Here is a 24,025-nt window from a genome sequence, read left to right on the forward strand (position 1 = left end):
TGTCTCACCCGACCTTCAGCCCCGCCGTATCCACCACCTGCGAAATCTTCACCGCGCCCTTCTCGTCATGCACCCTCAGGGTCGCCACCGGCGCGGGGCCGCTCCAGTCGATCTCGATCATGCCGAAATTGCGCTCGCGCAGCACCGGCGAGACGCGCAGGGCGTTGGGCGGGGTGACGGGCCACACCTCGGTCAGGCCCGAGGAGGTCACGTCCCAGATCGGGTAGGGGACGTTGGTGTCCAGCCGCGAGACCTCGGCATAGTGGGTGTCGCCGCTGATGCAGATCAGGCGGTCGGCCTTTTGGCGGCGAATGGCGTCCAGCAGGCGCTGGTGGTCGCGGGCATAGTTGATCCAGCTTTCCCAGCCGGCGAAATCGGCCAGCACCTGCAGGCTGGAGCCAAAGATCCGCAGGTCGGCGGGCTGGGCCAGTTGTTGCTCCAGCCAGGCCCACTGCGGCTCGCCGATCATGGTGGCGTCAAGGTCGGCGATGCGGTCATAGGGGCCGGGGGTTTCCTTGCCCGACAGGCCGCGCGCCACGGCCCAGGGCTTGTAGCCACCCTTGAAGGTCTTCTCCGCCAGGGGCGTGCGGTTCCAGCGCAGGTCGGGCAGGATGATCTGCACGCGCCGGCCGTCAGGGCCAAAGACATAGGCGGCATAGACCCCGTCGCGCGTGCGGCGCGGCGAGTCGGCGGGTTCGCCCCAGAAGTCGCAGAACTGGCGGCGGCTCTCGGCCTTCATCGGATAGTCGGCTCCGGCGTCGTTCTCGCCAAAGTCGTGGTCGTCCCAGATGGCGAGGACCGGCGTGGTGTCGCGCAGTCGCTTGAAATGCGGCTTGGCCGCCAGGGTCGCGTACTTGGCCGCCATCACCTTGGGATCGCGGGTGTCGGCATAGATGTTGTCGCCCAGGAACACGAACAGGTCCGGCTTCTGCTCGAAGATTGCCTCCCAGATCGGCTGGTCCTTGTCCTGGTTGGCGCAGGAGCCGAAGGCGATGCGGGTCAGGGACTTGCCCAGCGCCGGATGCGGCGCGTCGAGGACGGCGGCGCGCGCGGCGGGGGCGACGGCCAGGGCGGCGGCTGACAGGCCAAGCGCCCCGCGGCGGGAGAGTTCGGTCACGGACGTTTCCTCATTTTGCGGTGCAGCTTGAACGAGAAAGGGCCGGGAGTCGCCTCCCGGCCCTCGCCTAGTGTGTCATCCCGGGTCTTGGCCCGGGATGACAGTCCTTTTTAGAACGCCTTCTTGATCGAGACGAAGAACTGGCGCGGCGGGGCGGTCAGGACCGTCTGGCCCGTACCGGCTGCGTCATTGTTCAGGAAGCCGCCCGAACCGATGGTCGAGATGTAGTCCTCGTCGGTCAGGTTGGTGATGTTGGCCTGGATCTCCAGACCCTTGCCCCAGGTGCTGTCGTCGTTGAAGCGATAGCCCAGCGTCAGGTCGGCGACGGTGGTGCTGTCCACCTGACCGCCGATGTTCTCGTAGGTGTAGTAGCGCTCGCCGGTGTGGGCGACGCCCAGCTTCGAGTAGAAGCCGGCCAGTTCGAACTTCACTTCGCCCTTGAAGATGTTCTTGGGCGTGTTGACCACTTCCTTGCCGGCGGTGCGGGCGGTGACGACGCCCGAGCCGTTGATGACGTTGTCCTGATATTCCGACTGGTTGTAGGTGTAGGCGCCGTAGAGCGACCAGTTGTCAGTCAGCTTGTACTCGCCGGCCAGCTCGATGCCGTTGGTTTCCACGCCGCCGACGTTCGACAGAATGGCGGGCAGGCCCAGGATCGGCGCGGCCGTCGAAGCGGCCAGCAGGCGGTCCTCGAAGGTCACGTGATAGAGGGCCGCGACGCCCTGGAAGCGCTCGTTGCGATAACGCGCGCCCAGTTCGAAGGTCTTGGAGGTTTCAGGCTCGAGCGTCTGGGTGATGTAGTCGACGGCCGCCTGGTTCTGAGAGGCGAACGGACCGGCGGTGGCGGCCGAGACGTAGGCAGCCATGTTCTCGGTGTAGCCGCCGAAGAACTCCAGGTCCGGCATCGCCTTATAGACGAAGCCGATCTGCGGCAGGAACGAGCTCTTCGACTCGATCTCGCCGGCCAGCGGGTTGCCGGCGATGCGCTGGACGCTGTTGGTCACTTCCATGGCCTTGAAGCCGAAATTGACCTTCAGGGCTTCATTCACCGTCCAGGTGTCTTCGATGTGCGCGACCAGGGTGTCGGTCACGAAGCGGTACTGCCACTGGGTGAAGAAGGGGTTCTCCTGGAAGTCCAGCGGATCGCGCGTCGGGGCGGCGGCGGTTTCGGCGTAGAAGCGGCGCGCCTGGTTGAAGGTGTTCTTTTCACCCCAGAAGCCCATGCCCACTTCGTGCGCGCCCAGATCGACGGTGATGCCGCCGGTCACGCCCTTGCGGTCGATGTCATATTCGGTGGTGCGGATCGACAGCGGAGCGGCGGTCGAGCCGACCGTGCCGAAGCCCGGGCTAGGGACGTAGGGCGTGTACCACAGGCCCTGGCCCTGGTTGGCGTGGCCGTAGGCGCTGAGGTCAAGCTTGGCGTTTTCGCCGAGCGGCAGCTTCACGGCCAGGCCATACATTTCGTCATCGCGGACGCCGGCGCCGGAGTAGTAGGCGTCGTCAACGGAGGCGAACGGCGCGGGCAGAGCCGTACCGGTCAGGTAGGCGCGACCGGCGGCCACGGCCAGGTTCCAGTTGGGCTGGGTGTTGTCCCAGTTGCGGCCGAGACGCTTGATCATCTCGAACGACAGGTCCTGGTAGTCTTGCTCGCGGCGCTGCGAGCCGTTGTAGAAGGCGGTCAGGCTGCCGTTCTCGCCCAGCGGCAGCACGGCCTTCAGGTCGTACTGGAACTGCTTCTGGTCGCCGCCGCCCTTCCACTTGCCGGTCTCTTGCGAGACGATCGAGGCGTAGCCGCGCAGGCCGCCCAGCTGCTCGATCGCGCCGCTGTCGATGCGGCCGAACACCCGGTACATGCCTTCCGAACCGCCGGTCACGTTCAGCTGACCGCCGAGCACTTTCGAAGGATCGCGCGAGAAGAACTGCAGCGTGCCGCCGAGGTTGCTGGTCGAGGCGGTGCCGAGCGCGCCGGCGCCCTGGGCCAGCTCGACGCGGCCGATGTTTTCGTTGGTGATGGCGCGGCTGATGTGCAGGCCGTTGTGGTTGCCATAGCTCATGTCGCCCAGCGGAATACCGTCCAGGGTGAAGCCAAGCTGGTTCTGGTTGAAGCCGCGGATCGAGATACGGGTCGACCACTCATAGGCGCCGAAGGCGTCGGCCGACTGGAAGGTCACGCCCGGCAGCTTGTCGATGGCCTTCAGCGGGCTGGTGCCGGCGGCTTCCAGCGAGATGGCTTCGTCCTTCAGGGTCTGGACCTGGCGGCTCTGGCCCTGACCGATGACGATGATGGCGTCAACGGCGGTGGTGTCGGCGGCCTCGGTCGGCGCCACATCGGCGGCCAGGGCGGGCGCTGCGGCCAGCAGCAGGAGGGCGGCCGAAGCAGCGCCCAGCATCAGATGGTGTTTCATGATCTATCCCCTCGCCCGGTCGTGCGGGGAGCGCGCCGGTTCTTTGGCCCGGTTAACAGCGCTCCGCGACGGCCCGGCGACGGAAAAGTGTCGGCCGACTGACACTCCTGCGACGAAACGGTGAAGGTCGGCGGGTTGTGTCATGTGGGTGAAGGTCCCGCCGACATTGCGCAAACCGCCCCCGACCGCTATCTCAGCGCCCGTCCTCCCGACTTCCGACCAGCGAGATCCGGCCCAGCCATGGCGCAGCAATATATTTTCCAGATGCAAGGCCTCACCAAGGCCTTCCCCGGCGGCAAGAAGATCTTCGAGAACATCTGGCTGTCGTTCTATTCCGACGCCAAGATCGGCGTCGTCGGTGTCAACGGCTCGGGCAAGTCGACCCTTCTGAAGATCATGGCCGGCCTGGATGACCAGTTCTCGGGCGAGGCCAAGGCCGCCGAGGGCATCCGTCGAGGCTACCTGCCGCAAGAGCCGGTGCTGGACCCGACCAAGGATGTCTGGGGCAATGTCATCGCCGACTGCGAGGACAAGCTGATCTTCGACCGTTACAACGAAGTCGCCAACAAGCTCGGCGAGGACTATTCCGACGAGCTGATGGAGGAGATGACCAAGCTCCAGGAGATCATCGACGCCCGCGATCTGTGGGACATCGACTCCAAGGTCGAGATGGCCATCGACGCCCTGCGCTGCCCGCCCAACGACTCCAGCATCGACGACCTGTCGGGCGGTGAAAAGCGTCGCATCGCCCTGGCGCGCCTGCTGCTCAGCAAGCCCGACATCATGCTGCTGGACGAACCCACCAACCACCTGGACGCCGAGTCGGTGGCCTGGCTACAGCATCACCTCGAAAACTTCCCGGGCTGCGTGATCCTGGTCACCCACGACCGCTACTTCCTGGATCAGGTCACCAAGTGGACGCTGGAACTCGATCGCGGCAAGGGCGTGCCCTATGAGGGCAACTACTCCGGCTGGCTGGAGCAGAAGACCAAGCGCGTTGTGCAGGAGCAGTCGGAGTCCGACAGCCGCCAGCGCGCCCTGACCCGCGAGCTTGAGTGGGTGCGCAGCTCTCCGAAAGCCCGTCAGTCCAAGTCCAAGGCCCGTCTGGCCAGCTACGAGGAAATGGTCTCGGCGCAGGAAAACGCCCGCGCCGCCCAGACCCAGGCCCACATCCAGATCCCGCCCGGCCCGCGCCTGGGCAATCTGGTGCTGGAAGTCGAAGGTCTGGAAAAGGAATATGGCGACAAGGTGCTGTTCAAGGACCTGTCCTTCCGCCTGCCGCCCAACGGCATCGTCGGCGTCATCGGCCCCAACGGCGCCGGCAAGTCGACCCTGTTCAAGCTGATCACCGGCCGCGAGCAGCCCGATGGCGGCAGCGTCCGGGTCGGCGACACGGTCAAGCTCTCGTATGTCGACCAGAGCCGCGACGCCCTGGACCCCAACAAGACCATCTGGGAAGAAGTCTCGGGCGGCACCGACGTGATGATCGTCGGCAAGCGCGAGATCAACAGCCGTGCTTACGTGGGCAGCTTCAACTTCAAGGGCGCCGACCAGCAGAAGAAGGTCGGTCTTCTCTCGGGCGGTGAGCGCAACCGCGTCCACCTGGCCAAGACCCTGGCCACCGGCGGCAACCTGCTGCTGCTCGACGAACCGACCAACGACCTGGACATCGAAACCCTGCAGGCCCTGGAAGAGGCGCTCGAAGAGTTCGCCGGCTGCGCCGTGGTCATCTCCCACGATCGCTGGTTTCTGGACCGTCTGGCCACCCACATCCTGGCCTTCGAAGGCGACAGCCACGTCGAGTGGTTCGAAGGCAACTTCGAGATGTACGAGGAAGACAAGAAGCGCCGTCTGGGGGCGGATAGCCTGATCCCGAAGCGCATCAAGTTCCAGAAGTTCGCTCGGTAGGGAGCCAGAAGGCATTGGATACCGAAACGGCCTCCGCGAGAAATCGCGGAGGCCGTTGTCGTTTGTACGCGCAAGGGGCGATTCTATTTCATCGGATCATATTATGGTTGAGTTTGTGGTGTCCATATCTCAAGGTCGCGCCAGTTCGAGTGGAGATGTCGAGTGGCTGATTTCTTTGGGACCAGCGCGGCTGAGTTGCTGGTGGGCACGTCCGGCAACGACCATTTCGAACTTCGCGGCGGAGCCGATACGCTAAAAGGCGGCGCGGGCAACGACGTCTTCCTCGGCAGCGCTGACGGCGAGCTGTTTTTTGGCGAAGACGGTGCCGATATCGTCAGGGGCTATGGCGGCAACGACCAGGCCTCGGGAGGAGACGGCGCCGACGAATTGGAGGGCGGTAAAGGGTCGGATACGCTGGACGGAGGTGCCGGCGACGACACGCTGGTTCTGCAGTGCTACGGGTCGGACCCATCGGACATCGATTTTCTGCGCGGCGGAAGCGGCGCCGACCTGTTTGTTTTCAACACCTATGTCAAGGCGCCGGGCTCCACGAACAATTTGCTTAGCATTGACCGGATCGCTGACTTCTCCCGGGCTGAAGGTGACAAGATCGCGCTTAGCGGCGGAGGGGGAGACGGTGACAACACGCCGGGCAAGGCAGTTTGGGGCGGTGAAGTTCGGAACGGCTTCAGCCTGACCTTGGGGCAATCGCTCGGCGACGGCCATCGCGCAGGCTTCGCTGGGGTTTTCACCTGGACGACAGCGCCGGTCACCTATCTCATCATTGACACCGATGGTGACGGCCTACTGGGCGGCACCGACGAAATTCTTGCGTTTGATGGGGCTCCGTCAATCGGTCGCGACGATCTGGTCGCGGCCCCCGGTCTGTACGCTCCCTACGTCGTCAACACGGCCGCAGCCGACGGGACGTGGACCGGGACCTCCGCCGGCGATCAGTTCGTCGGCGGAAGCGACCCCGAACTGGCTTCGGGCCTCGACGGCGACGATACCCTGAACGGCGGGGGCGGTGCCGACTCTCTTATCGGCGGATCTGGAAACGACCGGCTTTACGGCGAGGCTGGCGCCGACCGGCTTGAAGGCGGGTCCGGCGACGACCTGCTTTGGGACAACATGTATTCGGCGGACGGCGGTGGCAACTTGCTGCTCGGTGGGGCCGGAAACGATCAACTGCTCGGAGGCTCGAGCGACACGCTCGAGGGCGGCGACGGTAACGACATTCTCGACACGGACGTCGTTTTTGGATCGGGGGGAAATCTACTGCTCGGCGGAGCAGGCGACGATGACCTGACCGGGATGTCTTCGACGCTCGACGGCGGCGCCGGCAACGATGTGTTCGATGTGCGCGGAAACGAAAACGTAGTTCGAGGAGGGGCAGGGGCCGACACATTCATCCTGAACGGGTTAGAGGGATCGTATGTCCAGCAGAGCGTGTTCCAAGATTTCAGTCCATCGGAGGGGGATAAAATCGCTCTTCCGTTCACTATACTATATCCTGGATACTATATAATTGCTGGAAATATAGATAATCCGACATTTTCGCTCACTCTCAATAGTACAATTTCGCTGAGCGGCGGTTATGGTCCTGGATTTCAACATATATGGTCTTGGAGTAATGGTGGATATTCGTATCTCATAATTGACCGCGATAACAATAATAAACTGGATGAGGCGGACTTCGTAGGTAAGTTCACTGGTTCGATCATCTTCACAAGCGACATGTTCCTTGCGAATACAATGGCGAAGGTCGGAACCGCGACCAACGCTTCCGAGGTCATAAACGGTGGGTCGGCGAACGAGGAACTCTTCGGGCTTGGCGGGAACGACACGCTCAATGGCGGTGCTGGTGCTGACATCCTGCACGGCAACCAGGGCGCCGACCTGATCGCCGGCGACCTCGGCGCGGATCTCATTCGCGGTGGGCCAGGCGCCGATACCATCCAGGGCGGGGACGGCGACGATTCCCTTCATGGCGGCCAGGGCGACGATTTGCTCGAAGGTGGGGAGGGGAACGACCTCATCTGGTCGGACACCGTCACCTACTATGGCCCCGATCCTGATCTGCCGGGCGCGGCAAACATTCTTCGAGGCGGAGCCGGCAACGACGGCCTCATGACCGTCAGCGCAGATGACACAGGCTACGGGGGAACGGGCGACGACCAGTTGTTCGGGCCGGGAAGGCTGTATGGCGAAGCCGGCGCTGATTATCTCTCCGGCAGTAACCTTGGCTCCACATTGGATGGAGGCGATGGAAACGATCGCATCTTCGTCAGCGGGGGCTCCAATCTCCTGATCGGCGGTGAGGGCGCGGACGAGATCGTCGGGGCTTCAGGTTCGGACAGCATCGATGGCGGTGTCGGCGCGGACACTCTGTCGGGAGCTGCTGGCCAGGACACGCTCTGGGGGGGCGATGGCAATGACACCATCGACGGCGGCGCCGACTTCGACAAGATCAACGGCAATGTCGGCGACGACACCGCGCGCGGCGGCGAGGGCGGCGACTGGGTCGTCGGCGGCAAGGACAACGACCTGTTGTACGGCGAGAACGGCGTTGACGTCGTCAACGGCAATCTCGGTAACGACACCTGCTACGGCGGCGCGGACGCCGACTGGGTGCGCGGCGGGCAGGGTGATGACGTGCTCGACGGCGGGGCCGGGAATGACTGGCTCTCCGGCGACCGGGGCAATGACACCGTCACCGGCGGCGCGGGCGCCGATACCTTCTATTTCTTCGCCGGAGCGGCCATTGACCGCGTGACCGACTTCTCCAGCTTGTCCGGTGACCGGGTGCTGCTGGACGCGGGCCAAGCCTACACCCTCAGCTACACCGCCGAGGGCGCGGTCATCAGCCTGGGCGCCGGCGACCAACTGATCCTGATGGGAGTCACTCAGTCCAGCATCGGTGACTGGCTGCATATCTAGAAGGCGCTGACGCGCTTACAGGTCGGAGGCCTGGGCCTCGTTCAACTTCGCCAGGGCTTTCAGCATCCGGGCGCGGCCGGCGTCGTAGACCGCGTACTCGATGGCGAAGGCCTCACGGTGCGGCTCGCGCCATTCGGGGAAGTCAGCCGTAGGGTCGCCGTTGCGGTGCGGGTCGTCGGCGCGGTTGATGTGCATCGCGCCCACGGGCGGCGTGAAGCCCAGGGCGGAGGCCAGGGCCCGGACCGAATTGTCATAGTCCTCCATGATCCCCACCGCGACATAGTCGGTGTCGAAGGCGCTGGCTGGATGATCGGCTGGAACCGCCCTTGGCAGCTGGGCCAGGAATGAGAAGGCATCCTCACCCTTGGCCATGGCCTCGGCCCGGCGGGCGAACCAGTCGGCGAAGGTGGGGTTGTCGTCGAGGGCCGGCACCGCCACGCCCATGCGCTGCTGGAAATGCAGGTAGCGCCATTGCGAGACGAACCGCGCGAAGGGCTCGCGCAGGAAGGTCACGAACTGACGCGTCTCCGGATAGTAGTCGAGGGCGCCGATTCCGCGCACGCGGTTGAAATGGCCATGCACGCAATGGCCCGGGCCAAGGTCGAAGCGCTCGGGCGCCTCGCCTTGATGTCCGCGATAATGCAGGAGCAGGCGATCGTTTCCGAACCAGTCGACGAGGGTGGACCTCAGGCTGGTGCCCGCCGTCTTGGGGATGTGCAGGGAGACGAGCGGAAGGGATGGATCATAGGAGCGCATGGGGGCCTATGGACCAGCCGAGCGGTTTACGGTCAAGATCGCAAGACTATGGCCGTACCGGGGAACCGGGCCTAACTAGATCTGCTGGACCTCTATAGCTCAGGCGCGGTCCAGCCACTCGTATTGCCAGCCCGTGTGGAGTCCGTAGATGCCGAAAACCCCCGCCGATAAGCCGCACATCCTGATCTCGCACGAGATGCTGCTACCGCTGCAGCCGCTGCTGGAGAGCGCCTATACGGTGCATCGGCTGTGGGACTATCCAGACCATCTGGCGTTTCTGGAGGGGCCGGGCCAGTCGGTGCGGGCCATTGTCCACGCTGGCGAGATGGCCCTGGGCAAGGACATGCTGTCGGAGATGCCGCAGCTGGGCCTGATCGCCTGTGTCAGTGTCGGCTATGACGGCGTCGATGTGTCCTGGTGCAAGGGGCGCGGCATTTCGGTGACCCACTCCACGGGTTTGAACGCCGGCGACGTGGCCGATCACGCCGTGGGGCTGATGCTGGCGGCCTGGCGCGGCATCGTCGAGGGCGATCATCGCCTGCGGGCCGGTCGCTGGACCCACGCCGAGCGCATGGCGCCCCGACACGGCCTGCGGGGCCGCAAGGTGGGCGTTGTCGGTCTGGGCCATATCGGCGAGGCGGTGGCCCGTCGCTGCGAGGCCTTTGAGATGAAGGTCGCGTGGTGGGCGCCGCGCCCCAAGGAAACCGACCGGCCGCGCGCCGAGAGCCTGATGGCCCTGGCCCGCGACAGCGATGTGCTGATGGTCTGCGCCCGGCCCGACGACACCAACCGGCACATGATCTCCAAGGCGGTGATCGAGGCGCTGGGACCGCAGGGGTTGCTGGTCAATGTCGCGCGCGGCTCACTGGTCGACGAGGACGCCCTGATCGCCGCCCTCAGGGACGGCCGCCTGGGCATGGCGGCGCTGGATGTCTTCGACCAGGAGCCGACTCCGCCGGCGCGCTGGGAGGGCGTACCGCACACGGTGCTGACGCCGCACCTGGCCGGCGCGACCCTGGACAGTATCCCGGCCATGGTCGGGCTGACGCTGGAGAACCTGCGCTGCTATTTCAACGGCGAGCCTTTGGCGTCGCCGGTAGGGGGCTAGGGTCCTGGAAACGGCGCTGCGAACGGTTCGGGTTCCAGGCGCAGGCCGTTCACCAGCAGGCTGACCGTGCGGTAGAAGCCGGCCAGCATCATCAGTTCGATCCGCGCCGCCTCCTCGAAGGCTTCGGACAGGCGCGCCCACAGGTCATCGTCGATATCGGCTCGGGCGTTGACCGCGTCGCAGAAGCCGATCAGCAGCGCCTCGTGCGGCGACCAGCAGTCGGCGATCCCCGGCGCGGCGGTGGCGGCCAGGCGGGTCTCGTCCAGACCGGCGGCGCGCGCGAAAATCGCCGCGTGCACGCCCCACTCATAGGCCGCGCCATTGAGGGCGCAGATCCGGTGGATGACGATCTCGCGATCGCTCAGGCTCAGATGGCCCGGATCGAGCAGGCCGCCGCCGGTGAAGCGCGAGAACAGGCGCTCGTCCCGGGCCAGGGTTCGAAACAGCGACAGGGGTTGATCACCGGGTGTCTTGAGACGGTCGAGCGCTTTCTGGATTGTCGCGGGGTAGGGCGACTGGGCTGGCGCGATGCGAGCGGACATGGCGGTCTCCTTCTGCTACAAAATCTGTATCATGCCTAAGTCGCCGATTGCTACAAAAATTGAAGCGCCCTTGCCGGGCCATCCGGTGCGTGGCTCGACCACGGGGCGTGCGGTCATGGCCGCGCTCGATCTGGTGGGCCGGCGCGGCGCCTTGCGGATCGTCTGGGAGCTGCGCGAGGGCGCGGTCCTGACCTTTCGCGCGCTGCAGGCGGCCGCAGAACTGCCGCCGGGCACGTTGAATGCCCGTCTGGCCGAACTTCGGGCCGCCGACGTTGTGTCGGCCGAGGCCGGCTATCGTCTGACGCCGCGCGGAGCGGCCCTGATCGAGGCGCTTGCGCCGCTGATGACTTGGTCGCAGGCTTGGGCCGACGATCTGGCGACGGGGGACTGATCATGGCCAGGGTGCTGGGTCTGGGCGGGATATTCTTCAAGGCGGCTGATCCGGTCGCCGTGCGCGAGTGGTATGCGCGCGTGCTGGGCTTCGAGGTCCATGACTGGGGCGGGGCGGTGTTCGATCACCCGAAGGTCGGTCAGACCAACTGGTCGCCGTTCGCAGCCGACACCAAATACTTCGAGCCCTCGCAGGCGGGCTTCATGATCAATTTCATCGTCGATGACCTGGATGGCCTGCTGGCCAGGGCCGCGGCCGAGGGCGTGGAGCCTACCGGCCGGCAGGACGAGGAGATGGGTCGTTTTGCCTGGATTCTGGACCCGGCGGGGGTCAAGATCGAGCTCTGGGAGCCCGCCAGCGCCGCTCCCGAGGCATAAATTCAGCTTGCCAAATCGGACATAAAGATATCTTTATGTCCCCATGAAGCTGTCTGCTGAACAGGTTGTTGAAGTGCTGCGCGCGGCGGGGGAGTCCACCCGTCTGCGGCTGCTCGCCCTGCTGGCCGGCGAGGAGCTTTCGGTTCTGGAGCTGTGCCAGATCCTGGATCAGAGCCAGCCCCGCGTCTCGCGCCACCTCAAGCTGCTGGCCGAGGCCGAGCTTGTGGAGCGCTTTCCCGACGGGGCCTGGGTGTTTTATCGCCTGGCCAGCAAGTCGCCAGGGCGGCATCTAGTTCGCCAGGCGCTGGATCTGATCGACCCCGCCGATCCGGCCGTCCATGCTGACGCCGAGAAACTGGCCACGGTGCGGGCCGAGCGCTCGACCGGCGCCCAGGCCTATTTCGCCCGCAATGCGGCGCGCTGGAACGAGATCCGCTCGCTGTATGTCGACGAGGCCGAGGTCGAGGCGGCAATCCTGCGCGCGGCGGGCGAGGGGCCCTTCGACGAGATGGTCGATCTGGGCGCGGGCGCCGGTCGCATGCTGACCCTGCTGGGCCAGCGGGTCGGCTCGGCCCTGGGCCTGGACCTGTCGCAGCAGATGCTCAACATCGCTCGCGACGAGGTGGCCAAGGCGGGGCTGGGGCAATGCGAGCTGCGCCACGGCGATATCTTCGCCACCGGCCTGCCGGGCGGCTGCGCCGATCTGGTGACGGTGCATCAGGTGCTGCACTATCTGGGCGATCCGGCGGCCGCCGTGAGCGAGGCCGCGCGACTGGTGGCGCAAGGCGGCCTGCTGCTGATCGCCGACTTCGCGCCGCATGACCATGAGTTCCTGCGCGAGGCCCACCAGCACCGCCGCCTGGGCTTTGAAGACGCCGAGATCATCCCCTGGCTGGAGGCCGCCGGCCTGAGCCTGGAAAACAATATCGCCCTGCCGCCGTCCTCGGCCCAGGGATTGACCGTCAAGATCTGGACGGCTCGCCGTCCGGCCCAGCGGGCCGCGCAAAGGAGCGCCGCATGACCCTTCCTCCCACACGCCGCGTGATCGGTCCTGTCGCCCGGGCCGGCGAGCGCGGTCAGAGCCAGGCCGGGGGGCGCCCCCGCGTCTCGTTCGAGTTCTTTCCGCCCAAGACCCCGGCGATGGAAGAGAGCCTGTGGCAGGCCATCACCCGCCTGGCTCCGCTGGATCCAGCCTTCGTCTCGGTGACCTATGGGGCCGGCGGCTCAACCCGCGAGCGCACCCACCGCACGGTCAAACGCATCCTGGACGAGACCAGCCTCAAGCCCGCCGCTCACCTGACCTGTGTCGGGGCCAGCCGCGAGGAGGTTGACGAGGTGATCCGCGAGTACTGGGAGACAGGCGTTCGCCACATCGTTTCGCTGCGCGGCGATCCTCCGCCCACGGAAGGCGGCATTGGTGGAGTCTACGTGCCGCGCGCCGACGGTTACGCCAACGCCACCGAACTGACCAAGGCCCTGCGCGGCATCGCGCCGTTCGAGGTGCTGGTCGGGGTTTATCCCGAGAAGCATCCCGAAAGCCCGTCGATCGAGCACGACATCGACGTGCTCAAGCAAAAGGTCGACGCCGGCGCGACCCTGGCGATCAGCCAGTTCTTCTTCGACATCGACGCCTTCCTGCGCTTCAACGACAAGGTCCGCGCCGCCGGGATCACCATCCCGATCGTGCCCGGGATTATGCCGGTGACCAATTTTAACGGCCTGAAAAAGATGTCCCAGGCCTGCCAGACGGCGGTGCCGACCTGGCTTGCGAACCTGTTCGAGGGCCTGGATCACGACGCCGAAACCCGTCGCCTGATCGCCTGCTCGGTGGCTACCGAGATGTGCGCCAAGCTGCAGGAACAAGGGTTCGAGGACTTTCACTTCTACACCCTCAACCGCGCCGATCTGGTCTATGCGATCTGCCGGGTGCTGGGCGTGCGCGAGCGGGAAACCGCCCATTCGGAGGTTGCGGCATGAAGGTCCTGGCCCTGATCCTTTGCAGCTTGCTTTCGCTGGCCAGCGTCAGCGTTGCGAGCGCCGACGACTGGCCGCCGGCCGCCTGGATCAAGCCGATCAAGCCTTACCGCGTGGTCGGCAACATCTATTATGTCGGCTCTGAGGGGTTGTCTTCGTACCTGATCACCTCGTCGGCCGGACATGTGCTGCTGGATGCCGGCATGTCGGCGGACGGCGCCAAGCTGGTCGAGCGCAACATCGTTTCGCTGGGCTTCAAGCTGGCCGACGTGAAGATCCTGATCAACACCCACGCCCACTATGACCATGCCGGCGGCCTGGCCCAGGTGAAGGCCGACACCGGCGCCAAACTCTATGCCTCGTCGCAGGACAAGCCGGCGCTGGAGCGCGGCCGTCACTTCGGCGACAACGAAAACGGCCTGACGCCCTTTCCGGCCGTGAAGGTTGACCGCACCGTGCGCGACGGCGAGAAGGTCAAGCTGGGCGAGACCACCCTGGTCGCCCATCTGACGCCCGGTCACACCAGCGGCGGCACGACCTGGACCCTGTCGGTGACCGAGCGCGACCGCCCTCTGAACGTGGTGTTCTTCAACTCGATCTCGGTGGCCGGCAACGCTCTGATGGGCAACAAGACCTACCCGAAGATCGTCTCCGACTACCGCGCCACCTTCGCCAAGCTGAAGGTCATGCCGGCCGACGTCTTCCTGCCCGCCCATGAGGAGCAGGGCGATCTGCTGGCCAAGCGCCAGCGCGTGCTGCGCGGCGACAACAACGCCTTCATCGATCCGACCGAGCTGGGCCGCTTCGTCGCCGCCTCGGAAGCCGCGTTCAACAAGGAGCTGGCGCGCCAGCAGGGAGCGGCCAAATGACCGACCTTACGACCCGGGCCGGCCGCATCGCCGCCCTCAAGGCCGCCGCGAAAGAGCGCGTGCTGATCCTCGACGGCTCCTGGGGCGTGATGTTCCAGAAGAAGAAGCTGTCCGAGGCTGACTACCGCGCCGAACGCTTCGCCGACTATGACGGCCAGATGAAGGGCAATAACGACGTCCTGTGCCTGACCCGGCCCGACCTGGTGGCCGAGTTGCACGACGCCTATTTCGCCGCCGGCGCCGACATCTCCGAGACCAACACCTTTTCCGGCACCACCATCGCCCAGGCCGACTATCGCCTCGGCGAGCAGGACGTCTGGGACATCAACTACGAAGGCGCGCGCATCGGTCGCTCGGTCGCCGACCGTTGGCTGAAGGAGCACCCGGAAAAGCCGCGCTTCATCGCCGGCTCGATCGGGCCGCTGAACGTGATGCTGTCGATGTCGTCGGATGTGAACGACCCCGGCGCGCGCAAGGTGACCTTCGACCAGGTCTATGCGGCCTATCGCCAGCAGGTCTCGGCGCTTTACGAGGGCGGCGTCGACCTGTTCCTGATCGAGACCATCACCGACACACTCAACTGCAAGGCCGCGATCAAGGCGATCCTGGACCTGCGCGACGAGGGCCATGAAGAGCTGCCGATCTGGATCAGCGGCACGATCACCGACCGTTCGGGCCGCACCCTGTCGGGACAGACGGCCGAAGCCTTCTGGAACTCGATCAAGCACTGCAAGCCGTTCGCCGTCGGCTTCAACTGCGCCCTGGGCGCCGACCTGATGCGGCCGCACATCGCCGAGATGGCCCGCATCGCCGACACCCTGGTCGCCGCCTATCCCAATGCCGGCCTGCCCAACGCCATGGGCGAGTATGACGAGGAGCCGCACCAGACCGGCCACGCCCTGCACCAATGGGCGTCGGACGGCCTGGTCAACATCCTGGGCGGCTGCTGCGGCACCACGCCGGACCACATCCGCCACGTGGCCGAAGCCGTCGCAGGCGTCACCCCGCGCGCTATTCCAGAGCGTCCCAAGGCCATGCGCCTGGCGGGCCTCGAACCCTTCGAACTGGTGGGCTGAAGATGACCGCCTGGGCTCCTGGACCTTTCGACAACGAAGAAGCCGCCGACTTCATCGAGGACCTGACTGAAGCACCGGACTGGCGCATGGTCATGACGCTGATGGAGCACGCCGCCGGCGTCAGCGGCTATCTGGAAGAGGCCGAGGCCGAACTGGCCGTGGCCGCTGCGGCGGTGGTCGCCTCGTGCGTCGGGGCCGGCTCGGTGCTGCCCGACAGCCATGCCGACCTGAAGGCCACGATGGGCAAGCCGCCGGAAGGCGCCGCCAATCTGGCGCGCCGGGCCCTGGCTCGCGTGGTCGGCACGGCCTCAGAACTCGACGAAACCTGGCAGGAGGGCGATGACCACGACGCGTGGCTCACCCAGATCGCCGGACTGCAATCCTTGTTGAACGGCCAATCATGAGACCCGTCTTCGTCAATATCGGTGAGCGCACCAACGTCACCGGCTCGGCCAAGTTCAAGAAGCTGGTCATCGAGGGCGACTATCCGGCCGCCCTGTCGGTGGCCCGCCAGCAGGTCGAGGCCGGCGCTCAGGTCATCGACGTCAACATGGACGAGGGCCTGCTCGACTCCAGGCTGGCCATGGTCACCTACCTGAACCTGATGGCGGCCGAGCCCGACATCGCGCGGGTGCCGGTGATGATTGACAGCTCCAAGTGGGAGGTGATCGAGGCGGGCCTGAAGTGCGTGCAGGGCAAGGCCATCGTCAACTCGATCTCCATGAAGGAGGGCGAAGAGAAGTTCATCGAACAGGCGAGGCTGTGCCTGCGCTACGGCGCCGCCGTGGTGGTCATGGCCTTCGACGAAGTGGGCCAGGCCGACACCGCCGCCCGCAAGATCGAGATCTGCGAGAAGGCCTATCGCATCCTGGTCGACAAGGTGGGCTTCCCGCCGGAAGACATCATCTTCGACCCCAACATCTTCGCCGTGGCGACCGGGATCGAGGAGCACGACAACTACGCCGTCGACTTCATCGAGGGCACGCGCGAGATCAAGAAACGCTGCCCCTATGCCCGGATCTCGGGCGGGGTGTCGAACGTGTCGTTCAGCTTCCGCGGCAATGAGCCGGTGCGCCGGGCCATCCATTCGGTGTTCCTGTATCACGCCATCGCGGCGGGCATGGATATGGGCATCGTCAATGCCGGCGACCTGCCGGTCTATGACACCCTGGATCCCGAACTGCGCCAGGCCGTCGAGGACGTGATCCTCAACCGCCCGCAGCGGACCAATGTCTCCAATACCGAACGCCTGGTCGATCTGGCTCCGCGCTACAAGGGCGATAAGAGCCAGGTCCAGACCGCCAATCTGGAATGGCGCAAGGGCAGCGTGAACGCGCGCATCACCCACGCCCTGGTCAACGGCATTACCGAATTCATCGAGGCCGACACCGAGGAGGCGCGCCTGTCGGTCGAGCGGCCGCTGCACGTCATCGAAGGCCATCTGATGGATGGCATGAACGTGGTCGGCGACCTGTTCGGCTCGGGCAAGATGTTCCTGCCGCAGGTGGTCAAGTCGGCTCGCGTCATGAAGCAGGCCGTGGCGTGGCTGGAGCCGTTCATGGAGGCCGAGAAGGCCGGCAAGCCGCGCGAGCAGGCCGGCCGTATCCTGATGGCCACGGTCAAGGGCGACGTCCACGACATCGGCAAGAACATCGTCGGCGTGGTTTTGCAGTGCAATAATTATGAGGTCATCGACCTGGGCGTCATGGTGCCCGCCGACCGCATCCTCGACGAGGCGCGCAAGCACAAGGTCGACATGATCGGCCTGTCGGGCCTGATCACCCCGTCGCTGGACGAGATGGTGTTCGTGGCCGCCGAGATGGAGCGCCAGGGCTTCACCATTCCGCTGCTTATCGGCGGGGCCACCACCAGCCGCACCCATACGGCGGTCAAGATTGAGCCGGCCTATGCCAAGGGCTCGACCACCTATGTGCTGGACGCCAGCCGGGCGGTGGGCGTGGTCTCGGGCCTGCTGTCGGCCTCCGAGCGCGACCGGCTGCAGGCTGAGACGCGCACCGAATATGTCCGCATCCGCGAGCAATATGCGCGAGGTCTGACCGCCAAGGCCCGGACGGGCATCGCCGAGGCGCGGCAGAAGAAGTTCGCCATCGACTGGGACGGTTATACGCCGCCCAAGCCGTCCTTCATCGGCACGCGCACCTTCGAGCCGACCCTGGCCGAACTGGCGCCCTTCATCGACTGGTCGCCGTTCTTCGCCAGCTGGGAGCTGATCGGCCGCTTCCCGCAGATCCTGGAAGACGACGTGGTCGGCGAGGCCGCGACCGAGCTCTATCGTGAAGCCCGCGAGATGCTCGACACGGTGGTCGCCGAAAAGTGGTTCGGGGCCAAGGGCGTGATCGGCTTCTGGCCGGCCCAGGCCCAAGGTGATGACATCGTTCTCTATACGGACGACACCCGCACTGTGGAGCTGTCGCGTCTGCACACCCTGCGCCAGCAGATGGACAAGGGCGCGGGAAAGACCAATGCCGCCCTGGCTGACTTCGTCGCGCCGATCGGGCAGGGGGGCGACTATATCGGCGCCTTCGCCGTCACCGCCGGTCATGGCGAGGACGAGATCGTCAAGCGCTTCAAGGACGCCGGCGACGACTACAGCGCCATCATGGCCTCGGCCCTGGCCGATCGCCTGGCTGAAGCCTTCGCCGAGTGGCTGCACTACAAGGCCCGCGTCGAGCTATGGGGCTACGCCCCCGACGAGTCCGCCGACGCCGACGTGATGATTGCCGAGAAATATGTCGGCATCCGCCCCGCGCCCGGCTATCCGGCCCAGCCCGATCACACCGAAAAGGGCACGCTGTTCACATTGCTGGACGCCGAAGCCGCCACCGGCATGATCCTGACCGAAAGCTACGCCATGAGCCCCGGCGCCGCCGTTTCGGGCCTCTATTTCAGCCACCCCAAGAGCCACTATTTCGGCGTCGGCAAGGTGGATCTGGATCAGGTCGAGGACTATGCCCGCCGCAAGGGCTGGGACCTGGCCAGGGCCGAGAAATGGCTGGCCCCGATCCTCAACTACGATCCCGGCGCGCGGGCGCGGGAGGCGGCGGCTTAAGGGCGTCCCGCGCCTGGCGACAAGGGATGGGGCTTGAAGAAGAGCGTGGCGCTAGGGGCGCCCGCTGTTTCTGGTGGGCTTGCGATGACGATTCAGCCAGGGAGCGCGTACCTCCCTTTCAAATCCTGTCTGATGGGTTCTGTTCGTCAGCCGGCGCGCCTTGGTCGCGCTGCGCCGTTTTCGAGCGCCGGGCAAACAGCGTGAAGAATATCGGCAAGGCGAGGTAGGGCAGGATCGCAGCCGCCGCGAGCGCCGCGCCGGGATTGTCCTGACTGCGCGCGCCAAAATGGGCATAGGCGAACCCCACCGCGACACTGCCAATGAGGTTGCCGACGATAAAGCGCATGAAGGCCATGCGCGTGAGACCCGCGAGACAGGCGAGCACCTCGGGGACCGCCGGCATCCAGCGCGACAGAGCGATGGCCCAAAGGCCATAACGTGAAAAGAACCCGGTCAGGCGGCTGGTTTCCCGTTCACCTGCGATCCAGGACGCGGCGCGCGGTCCCATGAGTCGGCAAAGGCCGTACCCCAGTAGCGCGGCGCTGAAACTACCCGCGCTGGCGAGGGCGCCGCCGATCCAGGGTCCATAGATCAGGCCCAGCGCCGCCATGATGGCTGGCGAGGGGACGGGGACGAACAAGTCCGCGACGATGAGGCTAATCCCGACAATGCCGCCCCACGGACCTTGCGCGCGGATGAACTCCAGCGCGCGTGCGCCGTCGAGCATCACGTCAAGGCGATCGCCAATGAACAAGGTCGGCGCCGCCAAAATCGCCGCAACAAGAAGCAGGAGGAGAATCAATCTCACGGGGTCACGCGCCTCGCCTCTGAAAAGCGGATGGGTCCCAAGGCCTTGCGACCGACCCGTTTCAGACGGGCGGCAATTTGGCTGTTTGGTCAATGGATGTTCGACGCTGTTCGCCTAGGCGATGGGGCGTTCAGGTCACTATGCCTGCCCGGAAACTTCCGCCCTCGAGCGCTTCATCTTCATCTCCGGTGGTGCAGGCGGCGCCGGCTCAAGCCGCCTCGATCTCCCGCGTCGCCGCCTCGCGCAGCTTTTCTTCTGTCCATCTCGCCAGGCTCTTGCCCGCCAGTTCAGCCGCCAGCGCCGCGCGGGCGTGAACCACCGGATCGACGCGGACCATGATCTGGCCGGAATAGGGCTTTTCGGGCTTCTTGCCGGCCCTGGCGCAGGTGGCGATGTCGTCGGCGACGGCCTCGTGGAAGGCGGCCTTCAGGTCGCTGACGGTGTCGGCGTGGAAGCCGACGATGTCGTTGATCCCGGCGAGGCGGCCGACGAAGATTTCGTCCTCATCATCGAACGCAACGCGGGCCATGTAGCCCTTGTGCTTCAGGACGTTCATGGCTTCACTCCGATCGCTGCGAGCAACGCGCGAGCGTCTTTGACCTGATATCGCTTGGCCTGTTTGTCCGGCTGGGGTCGGTGAAGACCGCCCACAGCGTTCGTCGCCGATTGCTGTTCATGCAATCATCCTATCAGCGATTGCGTTTTTGCAAGCTTGGGCGGCAGGCGTTCCCAGCCCATCCAACTGCTCGCGATACGGACGAAGTCCCGCCTCAGCGACCCCAGAACTGGCCATCCGAGCCACTCCCGCATAACAATGTGCGACAAAACATCCGAAAAGCCTCACCGGTAAGGGATTCATCAAGGTGTGGCGTGGACCATGCGCCTGTCTTTTTGGACGAGCGTATGAACCGCAACAACATCGAGCTGAAGATCTTCGGCCTGATCATGGGCATGGCGGCCGCCATGGTCCTCATTGCGGCCGGCCTGTTGTTCACCGCCACGCGCCAGGCCGATCTGCGCGAGCGTCAGTACGAACAGACCCTGGTCAGCAACGGCCTGCGCCAGCGCGGCAAGGAAGTTCAAACCAGCCTCAATCCGTATGTCATCTGGGACGAGGCGATCCACAAGCTGGACAACGACTTCGACCTGGCCTGGGCCAACCAGAACATCGGCGCCTCGATCGGCGGCGCCCTGGGCTACAGCGTCGTTTTCGTGCTCGACGCCGACAACAGGCCGATCTACGGCCACATCAATGGCACGGATGTCGCGCCGGAATCCTTCGGCCTGTATGCCGCCCAGACCCAGACGCTGATCAGCCAGGTTCGCGCGATCGAAACCGACCCCGCCAAGGTCGCCAAGATGCGCGCGGTCCATTTCAGCCACGTCGAACTGGTCGGTAGCGAGCCGGTGATGATCACCGTGTCCCTGGTGCGTCCGGATCTGAAGGCCAGGACGCGCGGCGCGCGGGCGCCGCTGGTGATTTCGGGCATGCCGGTCGCCAGCAGCGTGGTGAACGCCTTCTCCGAGCGTTTCCTGCTCAAGAACGCCCGTATCGAAATCGTGCCGGCCAGCCAGATCAAGGGCGAGAACGCCCAGACCCTGCTGGGCCGGGCGCCGGATGGCCGCGGTATCGTGCTGCGCTGGGACCCCCGCAAGCCGGGCGCCGAGCTGCTGCAGCAGGCCACGCCCATCCTGGCCCTGGCCGCCCTGGCCGCCGGCATCGGCGCGCTGATGCTGTTCCGCGTCACCCGCCGCGCCGCCAAGAAGCTGCTGCTCAGCGAGGCCGAGGCCAAGCATCTGGCCTTGCACGACCCGCTGACAGGCCTGGCCAATCGCACCCTGTTTACCGACCGCCTGATTCACGCCCACGCCCTGCTACGGCGAAAGTCCGGCTATCTGGGCGTGCTGTGCATCGACCTGGACCGCTTCAAGGAGGTCAATGACAGCTACGGCCATGACGCCGGCGACCAGGTCATCCGCGAGGTCGCCCGCCGCCTGCAGGCCATCTGTCGCGACACTGACACCATTTGCCGTCTGGGCGGCGACGAGTTCGCGATCATCCAGCCCGACACCACGCCCGCCGGCTGCGCCACCCTGGCCCAGCGCGTGGTCGAGGGGCTGTCGGGCGATCTTGACCTCAGCATTGGCCGGGCCGAGCTGTCCTGCTCGGTGGGCGTGGCGGTGGTGTCCGACGCCGACCAGGGCCAGGCCGAGATGCTGCGACAGGCCGATGTCGCCCTGTACCGCGCCAAGGAAGCCGGTCGTGGCCGCTACTGCTTCTTCGAGCCGGAGATGGACGCCGCCCTGCGCCTGCGCAAAGGCCTGGAGCGCGACCTGCGCGCCGCCATCGACCAGGAACGCCTGACCGTCGCCTATCAGCCCCTGACCGACGCGCGGGGCGTGATCCAGGGCGTCGAGGCCCTGGCGCGCTGGCGCGATCCCGAGCGCGGCGATATCTCGCCCGCCATCTTCATTCCGCTGGCCGAGTCGACGGGCCTGATCGCCGCCATCGGCCGGTCCGTGTTCCGCCGCGCCTGTTATGACAGCCTGCGCTGGTCGGGGCTGGAGGTCTCGGTCAACGTCTCGGCCCTGCAGTTGTCGGCGCCGGGCTTTGTCGACGAAATCGAGGAGATCCTGGCCGAGACGGGGGCCAAAGCCGCCGACTTCGTGCTGGAGATCACCGAGACGGCCTTGTTGAAAGACAGCGACGGCGTCCACGACGCCCTGCGTCGCATCAAGCGTCTGGGCTTCCGTCTGGCGCTGGACGACTTTGGCACCGGCTATGCCAGCCTGGCCTATCTGCGCCGCCATCCGATCGACAAGCTGAAGATCGACCGTTCCTTCGTGTCCACCCTGTCGCCTGGTGGTGAGACAACATCGGTGGCCGGCGCCATCATCAGTCTGGCCAAGTCGCTGGGCCTGAAGACGACGGCCGAGGGCGTTGAGACGCAAGCCCAGTTCGACACCCTGGTGAAGCTGGGCTGCGTCGAATTCCAGGGCTTCCTGCTGGGCCGCCCCATGCCCGCCGAAGACATCGCCGCCGCCCGAGACGCGCGCCAGGCGCTGGCGAATGCCGCCAAGGTCTCGGCCCGCCAGCGTCGCTAGACGCCTGCGCAAAGGAAGGCTGGTCAACCGGCGTTCTTGCACGGCATCCTCAGTCTCAACAGAGGCGCTGACCTCTGACTTCGGGAGGGATGCGACATGGATCATCAAGGCGTGAGTCGTCGGGGCTTCGGGGCCATGGCTCTGGGTGGAGGGGCGCTCGGCCTGTCGGCCTGCCAGCCCAAGCCGGACACCGAGCTTGATCCCAAATCCCGGCAATTCCCGCAGGACTTCCTCTGGGGCGTGGCCTCGGCGGCTTTTCAGACCGAGGGCGCCCAGGGCGTCGATGGGCGCGGCCCCAGCGTCTGGGATGTGTTCGAGAAGAAGCCGGGGATCGTTGTCGACGGCTCCGACGCCACCGTCGCCACCGACAGCTATCGCCGCTATGCCGACGACGTGGACCTGATCGCTGGCGCGGGGCTGGACGCCTATCGCTTCTCAATCTCCTGGTCGCGGGTGCTGCCGACGGGCGAGGGGGCGACCAATCCAGCGGGCCTGGACCACTATTCGAAGATGGTCGACGCCATGCTGGCCAAGGGGATCACCCCCTATGCCACGCTGTTCCACTGGGACCTGCCGCAGGCCCTGCAGGACAAGGGCGGCTGGAAGAACCGCGACACCGCCCTGCGCTTCGCCGACTACGCCCATGCCGTGGTCGACCGGCTGGGCGACCGGCTCAAGCACTATATCGCCCTCAACGAGGCGGCGGTTCACGCGGTCTTTGGCCATGTGCTGGGCGAACACGCCCCGGGGCTCAAGGATATCAACCTGCTGGGGCCGACCGTCCATCACATGAACCTGGCCCAGGGCTTGGCGATGCAGGCCTTGCGGGCCGGGCGGAGCGACCTGTCGGTCGGCACCACCATGGCGCTGCAGCCGTGCCGGCCGGCGGGCGAGCTGGCGTTCTGGAATCGCCCGGCGGCGGACGGTCTCGACGCCCTGTGGAACCGCGCGTGGCTGGATCCCCTGTTCAAGGGAACCTATCCCAAGAAACTGGAAGATCTGCTGAAGGGGGGCGTTGTCCAGACCGGCGACATGGCCGCGATCCGTCAGAAGGTCGACTTCCTGGGGGTGAACTATTACGCGCCGGCCTATGTCCGGCTGGACCTGTCCTCGCCCAGCAAGATCGCGCCGGCCAATCCGCCCAAGGGCGCGGAGCTGGACGCCTTTGGCCGGCACATCGACCCGTCGGGTCTTTTCCAGGTGCTGGACAGGGTGCGCCGCGACTATGGCAATCCGCCCGTGCTGATCACCGAAAACGGCTGTTCCGACCTGTTCAGCAAGGGGCCGGCGGTGATCGACGACACGTTCCGGATCAACTATCTGCGCCGCCATCTGGAGGCGGTGCTGGCCGCGCGCGAAGCGGGCTCACCGATCGGCGGCTATTTCTGCTGGACCCTGCTCGACAATTTCGAGTGGAACCTGGGCTACACCTCCAAGTTCGGCCTAGTGGCGCACGACCGGGCCACGGGGGTGCGAACGCCCAAGGCTTCGTACGGGTGGTTCAAGGCGCTGGCGGCAAGCGGGGCGCTGCCGATGAAGCCGTAGATCGGGTCCTTCTCCCGCAAGGGGAGAAGGCAGG

18 protein-coding genes and 2 pseudogenes are annotated in these 24,025 nt (G+C 65.7%); 13 read left to right on the plus strand and 7 right to left on the minus strand.

Annotated features, from left to right (window positions below):
• Positions 1-4 precede the first annotated feature (4 nt).
• Both ACN2C8_RS05035 and ACN2C8_RS05040 read right to left on the minus strand, forming a co-directional pair.
• Positions 5-1,117, minus strand: a complete 1,113-nt coding sequence (locus ACN2C8_RS05035; RefSeq protein ID WP_419254734.1) for an alkaline phosphatase D family protein — start codon at positions 1,115-1,117, stop codon at positions 5-7.
• Between the two features lie 110 nt (positions 1,118-1,227).
• Entirely contained in the window at positions 1,228-3,522 is a 2,295-nt protein-coding gene (locus tag ACN2C8_RS05040; RefSeq protein WP_419254735.1) for a TonB-dependent receptor, read from the minus strand.
• Positions 3,523-3,762: 240 nt separating this feature from the next.
• Here ACN2C8_RS05040 and ettA point away from each other — a divergent pair, with 240 nt between their 5' ends.
• Positions 3,763-5,430 carry an energy-dependent translational throttle protein EttA gene (gene ettA, locus ACN2C8_RS05045; RefSeq protein WP_419254736.1) on the plus strand — a complete coding sequence of 556 codons (1,668 nt, stop codon included), beginning with the start codon at positions 3,763-3,765 and terminating at the stop codon, positions 5,428-5,430.
• 162 nt (positions 5,431-5,592) lie between these two features.
• Complete coding sequence (locus ACN2C8_RS05050; RefSeq protein ID WP_419254737.1) at positions 5,593-8,370, plus strand: calcium-binding protein; 2,778 nt, start codon at positions 5,593-5,595, stop codon at positions 8,368-8,370.
• Between the two features lie 15 nt (positions 8,371-8,385).
• Here ACN2C8_RS05050 and ACN2C8_RS05055 read toward each other — a convergent pair whose 3' ends face one another.
• Complete coding sequence (locus ACN2C8_RS05055) at positions 8,386-9,126, minus strand: sulfotransferase family 2 domain-containing protein (RefSeq protein ID WP_419254738.1); 741 nt, start codon at positions 9,124-9,126, stop codon at positions 8,386-8,388.
• A 148-nt stretch (positions 9,127-9,274) separates the two neighbouring features.
• Between ACN2C8_RS05055 and ACN2C8_RS05060 the strand changes: the two genes are divergently transcribed.
• A complete protein-coding gene (locus ACN2C8_RS05060; RefSeq protein ID WP_419254739.1) occupies positions 9,275-10,234 on the plus strand; it encodes a 2-hydroxyacid dehydrogenase in 960 nt (319 codons plus the stop codon).
• On the opposite strand, the pseudogene ACN2C8_RS05065 reads toward ACN2C8_RS05060, so the two are convergent.
• Both ACN2C8_RS05065 and ACN2C8_RS05070 read right to left on the minus strand, forming a co-directional pair.
• Positions 10,231-10,463: pseudogene (locus ACN2C8_RS05065) on the minus strand (hypothetical protein); the annotation flags it as partial. The gene ACN2C8_RS05060 and the pseudogene ACN2C8_RS05065 sit on opposite strands and share 4 nt — an antisense overlap.
• A gap of 31 nt (positions 10,464-10,494) precedes the next feature.
• Positions 10,495-10,776 (minus strand): annotated as a pseudogene (locus ACN2C8_RS05070) (carboxymuconolactone decarboxylase family protein); the annotation flags it as partial.
• Between the two features lie 31 nt (positions 10,777-10,807).
• On the opposite strand from ACN2C8_RS05070, the gene ACN2C8_RS05075 reads away from it, so the two are divergent.
• The 8 genes from ACN2C8_RS05075 to metH are packed head-to-tail and all read left to right on the plus strand — an operon-like array spanning position 10,808 to position 18,533.
• Positions 10,808-11,167 (plus strand): winged helix-turn-helix transcriptional regulator, encoded by a 360-nt coding sequence (locus tag ACN2C8_RS05075; protein WP_419254740.1) that lies wholly within the window; start codon positions 10,808-10,810, stop codon positions 11,165-11,167.
• A gap of 2 nt (positions 11,168-11,169) precedes the next feature.
• The gene (locus ACN2C8_RS05080; protein ID WP_419254741.1) at positions 11,170-11,544 is read left to right on the plus strand and encodes a VOC family protein; all 375 of its coding nucleotides are present in this window, start codon (positions 11,170-11,172) and stop codon (positions 11,542-11,544) included.
• A 43-nt stretch (positions 11,545-11,587) separates the two neighbouring features.
• Complete coding sequence (locus tag ACN2C8_RS05085) at positions 11,588-12,565, plus strand: metalloregulator ArsR/SmtB family transcription factor (protein WP_419254742.1); 978 nt, start codon at positions 11,588-11,590, stop codon at positions 12,563-12,565.
• The gene (gene metF, locus ACN2C8_RS05090; protein WP_419254743.1) at positions 12,562-13,521 is read left to right on the plus strand and encodes a methylenetetrahydrofolate reductase [NAD(P)H]; all 960 of its coding nucleotides are present in this window, start codon (positions 12,562-12,564) and stop codon (positions 13,519-13,521) included. Before ACN2C8_RS05085 ends, metF begins: the two co-directional genes overlap by 4 nt.
• Positions 13,518-14,387 (plus strand): subclass B3 metallo-beta-lactamase, encoded by an 870-nt coding sequence (bla, locus tag ACN2C8_RS05095; RefSeq protein WP_419254744.1) that lies wholly within the window; start codon positions 13,518-13,520, stop codon positions 14,385-14,387. The genes metF and bla overlap by 4 nt, the downstream gene beginning before the upstream one ends.
• Positions 14,384-15,463, plus strand: coding sequence for a homocysteine S-methyltransferase family protein (locus ACN2C8_RS05100; RefSeq protein WP_419254745.1), 1,080 nt, complete (start codon positions 14,384-14,386; stop codon positions 15,461-15,463). The genes bla and ACN2C8_RS05100 overlap by 4 nt, the downstream gene beginning before the upstream one ends.
• A 2-nt stretch (positions 15,464-15,465) precedes the next feature.
• Complete coding sequence (locus ACN2C8_RS05105) at positions 15,466-15,867, plus strand: DUF4259 domain-containing protein (protein WP_419254746.1); 402 nt, start codon at positions 15,466-15,468, stop codon at positions 15,865-15,867.
• Positions 15,864-18,533 (plus strand): methionine synthase, encoded by a 2,670-nt coding sequence (metH, locus tag ACN2C8_RS05110; RefSeq protein ID WP_419254747.1) that lies wholly within the window; start codon positions 15,864-15,866, stop codon positions 18,531-18,533. The genes ACN2C8_RS05105 and metH overlap by 4 nt, the downstream gene beginning before the upstream one ends.
• Positions 18,534-18,651: 118 nt before the next feature.
• Here the strand turns inward: metH and ACN2C8_RS05115 are convergent, their stop codons facing one another.
• A complete protein-coding gene (locus tag ACN2C8_RS05115; protein ID WP_419254748.1) occupies positions 18,652-19,341 on the minus strand; it encodes a TVP38/TMEM64 family protein in 690 nt (229 codons plus the stop codon).
• Between the two features lie 208 nt (positions 19,342-19,549).
• Complete coding sequence (locus ACN2C8_RS05120) at positions 19,550-19,897, minus strand: type II toxin-antitoxin system HicB family antitoxin (protein WP_419254749.1); 348 nt, start codon at positions 19,895-19,897, stop codon at positions 19,550-19,552.
• 347 nt (positions 19,898-20,244) lie between these two features.
• On the opposite strand from ACN2C8_RS05120, the gene ACN2C8_RS05125 reads away from it, so the two are divergent.
• Together ACN2C8_RS05125 and ACN2C8_RS05130 are read left to right on the plus strand one after the other, a co-directional pair.
• The gene (locus ACN2C8_RS05125; RefSeq protein WP_419254750.1) at positions 20,245-22,446 is read left to right on the plus strand and encodes a putative bifunctional diguanylate cyclase/phosphodiesterase; all 2,202 of its coding nucleotides are present in this window, start codon (positions 20,245-20,247) and stop codon (positions 22,444-22,446) included.
• Positions 22,447-22,542: 96 nt separating this feature from the next.
• On the plus strand, positions 22,543-23,991 hold the full coding sequence (locus ACN2C8_RS05130) for a GH1 family beta-glucosidase (protein WP_419254751.1): 1,449 nt from the start codon (positions 22,543-22,545) through the stop codon (positions 23,989-23,991).
• Positions 23,992-24,025 lie beyond the last annotated feature (34 nt).

Origin of the sequence: Caulobacter sp. ErkDOM-C (assembly GCF_048541825.1) — a bacterium.
In the GTDB taxonomy this organism is placed as follows: Bacteria; Pseudomonadota; Alphaproteobacteria; order Caulobacterales; family Caulobacteraceae; genus Caulobacter.

What these genes read in the sequence shown, in the direction of transcription:
- ACN2C8_RS05125 (WP_419254750.1), top strand. Translation starts at nt 20,245, where the DNA reads ATGAACCGCAACAACATCGAGCTGAAGATCTTCGGCCTGATCATGGGC.
- ACN2C8_RS05075 (WP_419254740.1), top strand. Translation starts at nt 10,808, where the DNA reads ATGCCTAAGTCGCCGATTGCTACAAAAATTGAAGCGCCCTTGCCGGGC.
- bla (WP_419254744.1), top strand. Translation starts at nt 13,518, where the DNA reads ATGAAGGTCCTGGCCCTGATCCTTTGCAGCTTGCTTTCGCTGGCCAGC.
- ACN2C8_RS05100 (WP_419254745.1), top strand. Translation starts at nt 14,384, where the DNA reads ATGACCGACCTTACGACCCGGGCCGGCCGCATCGCCGCCCTCAAGGCC.
- metH (WP_419254747.1), top strand. Translation starts at nt 15,864, where the DNA reads ATGAGACCCGTCTTCGTCAATATCGGTGAGCGCACCAACGTCACCGGC.
- ACN2C8_RS05130 (WP_419254751.1), top strand. Translation starts at nt 22,543, where the DNA reads ATGGATCATCAAGGCGTGAGTCGTCGGGGCTTCGGGGCCATGGCTCTG.
- ACN2C8_RS05105 (WP_419254746.1), top strand. Translation starts at nt 15,466, where the DNA reads ATGACCGCCTGGGCTCCTGGACCTTTCGACAACGAAGAAGCCGCCGAC.
- ACN2C8_RS05055 (WP_419254738.1), bottom strand. Translation starts at nt 9,126, where the DNA reads ATGCGCTCCTATGATCCATCCCTTCCGCTCGTCTCCCTGCACATCCCC.
- ACN2C8_RS05120 (WP_419254749.1), bottom strand. Translation starts at nt 19,897, where the DNA reads ATGAACGTCCTGAAGCACAAGGGCTACATGGCCCGCGTTGCGTTCGAT.
- ACN2C8_RS05060 (WP_419254739.1), top strand. Translation starts at nt 9,275, where the DNA reads ATGCCGAAAACCCCCGCCGATAAGCCGCACATCCTGATCTCGCACGAG.
- ACN2C8_RS05080 (WP_419254741.1), top strand. Translation starts at nt 11,170, where the DNA reads ATGGCCAGGGTGCTGGGTCTGGGCGGGATATTCTTCAAGGCGGCTGAT.
- ACN2C8_RS05040 (WP_419254735.1), bottom strand. Translation starts at nt 3,522, where the DNA reads ATGAAACACCATCTGATGCTGGGCGCTGCTTCGGCCGCCCTCCTGCTG.
- ettA (WP_419254736.1), top strand. Translation starts at nt 3,763, where the DNA reads ATGGCGCAGCAATATATTTTCCAGATGCAAGGCCTCACCAAGGCCTTC.
- ACN2C8_RS05085 (WP_419254742.1), top strand. Translation starts at nt 11,588, where the DNA reads ATGAAGCTGTCTGCTGAACAGGTTGTTGAAGTGCTGCGCGCGGCGGGG.
- metF (WP_419254743.1), top strand. Translation starts at nt 12,562, where the DNA reads ATGACCCTTCCTCCCACACGCCGCGTGATCGGTCCTGTCGCCCGGGCC.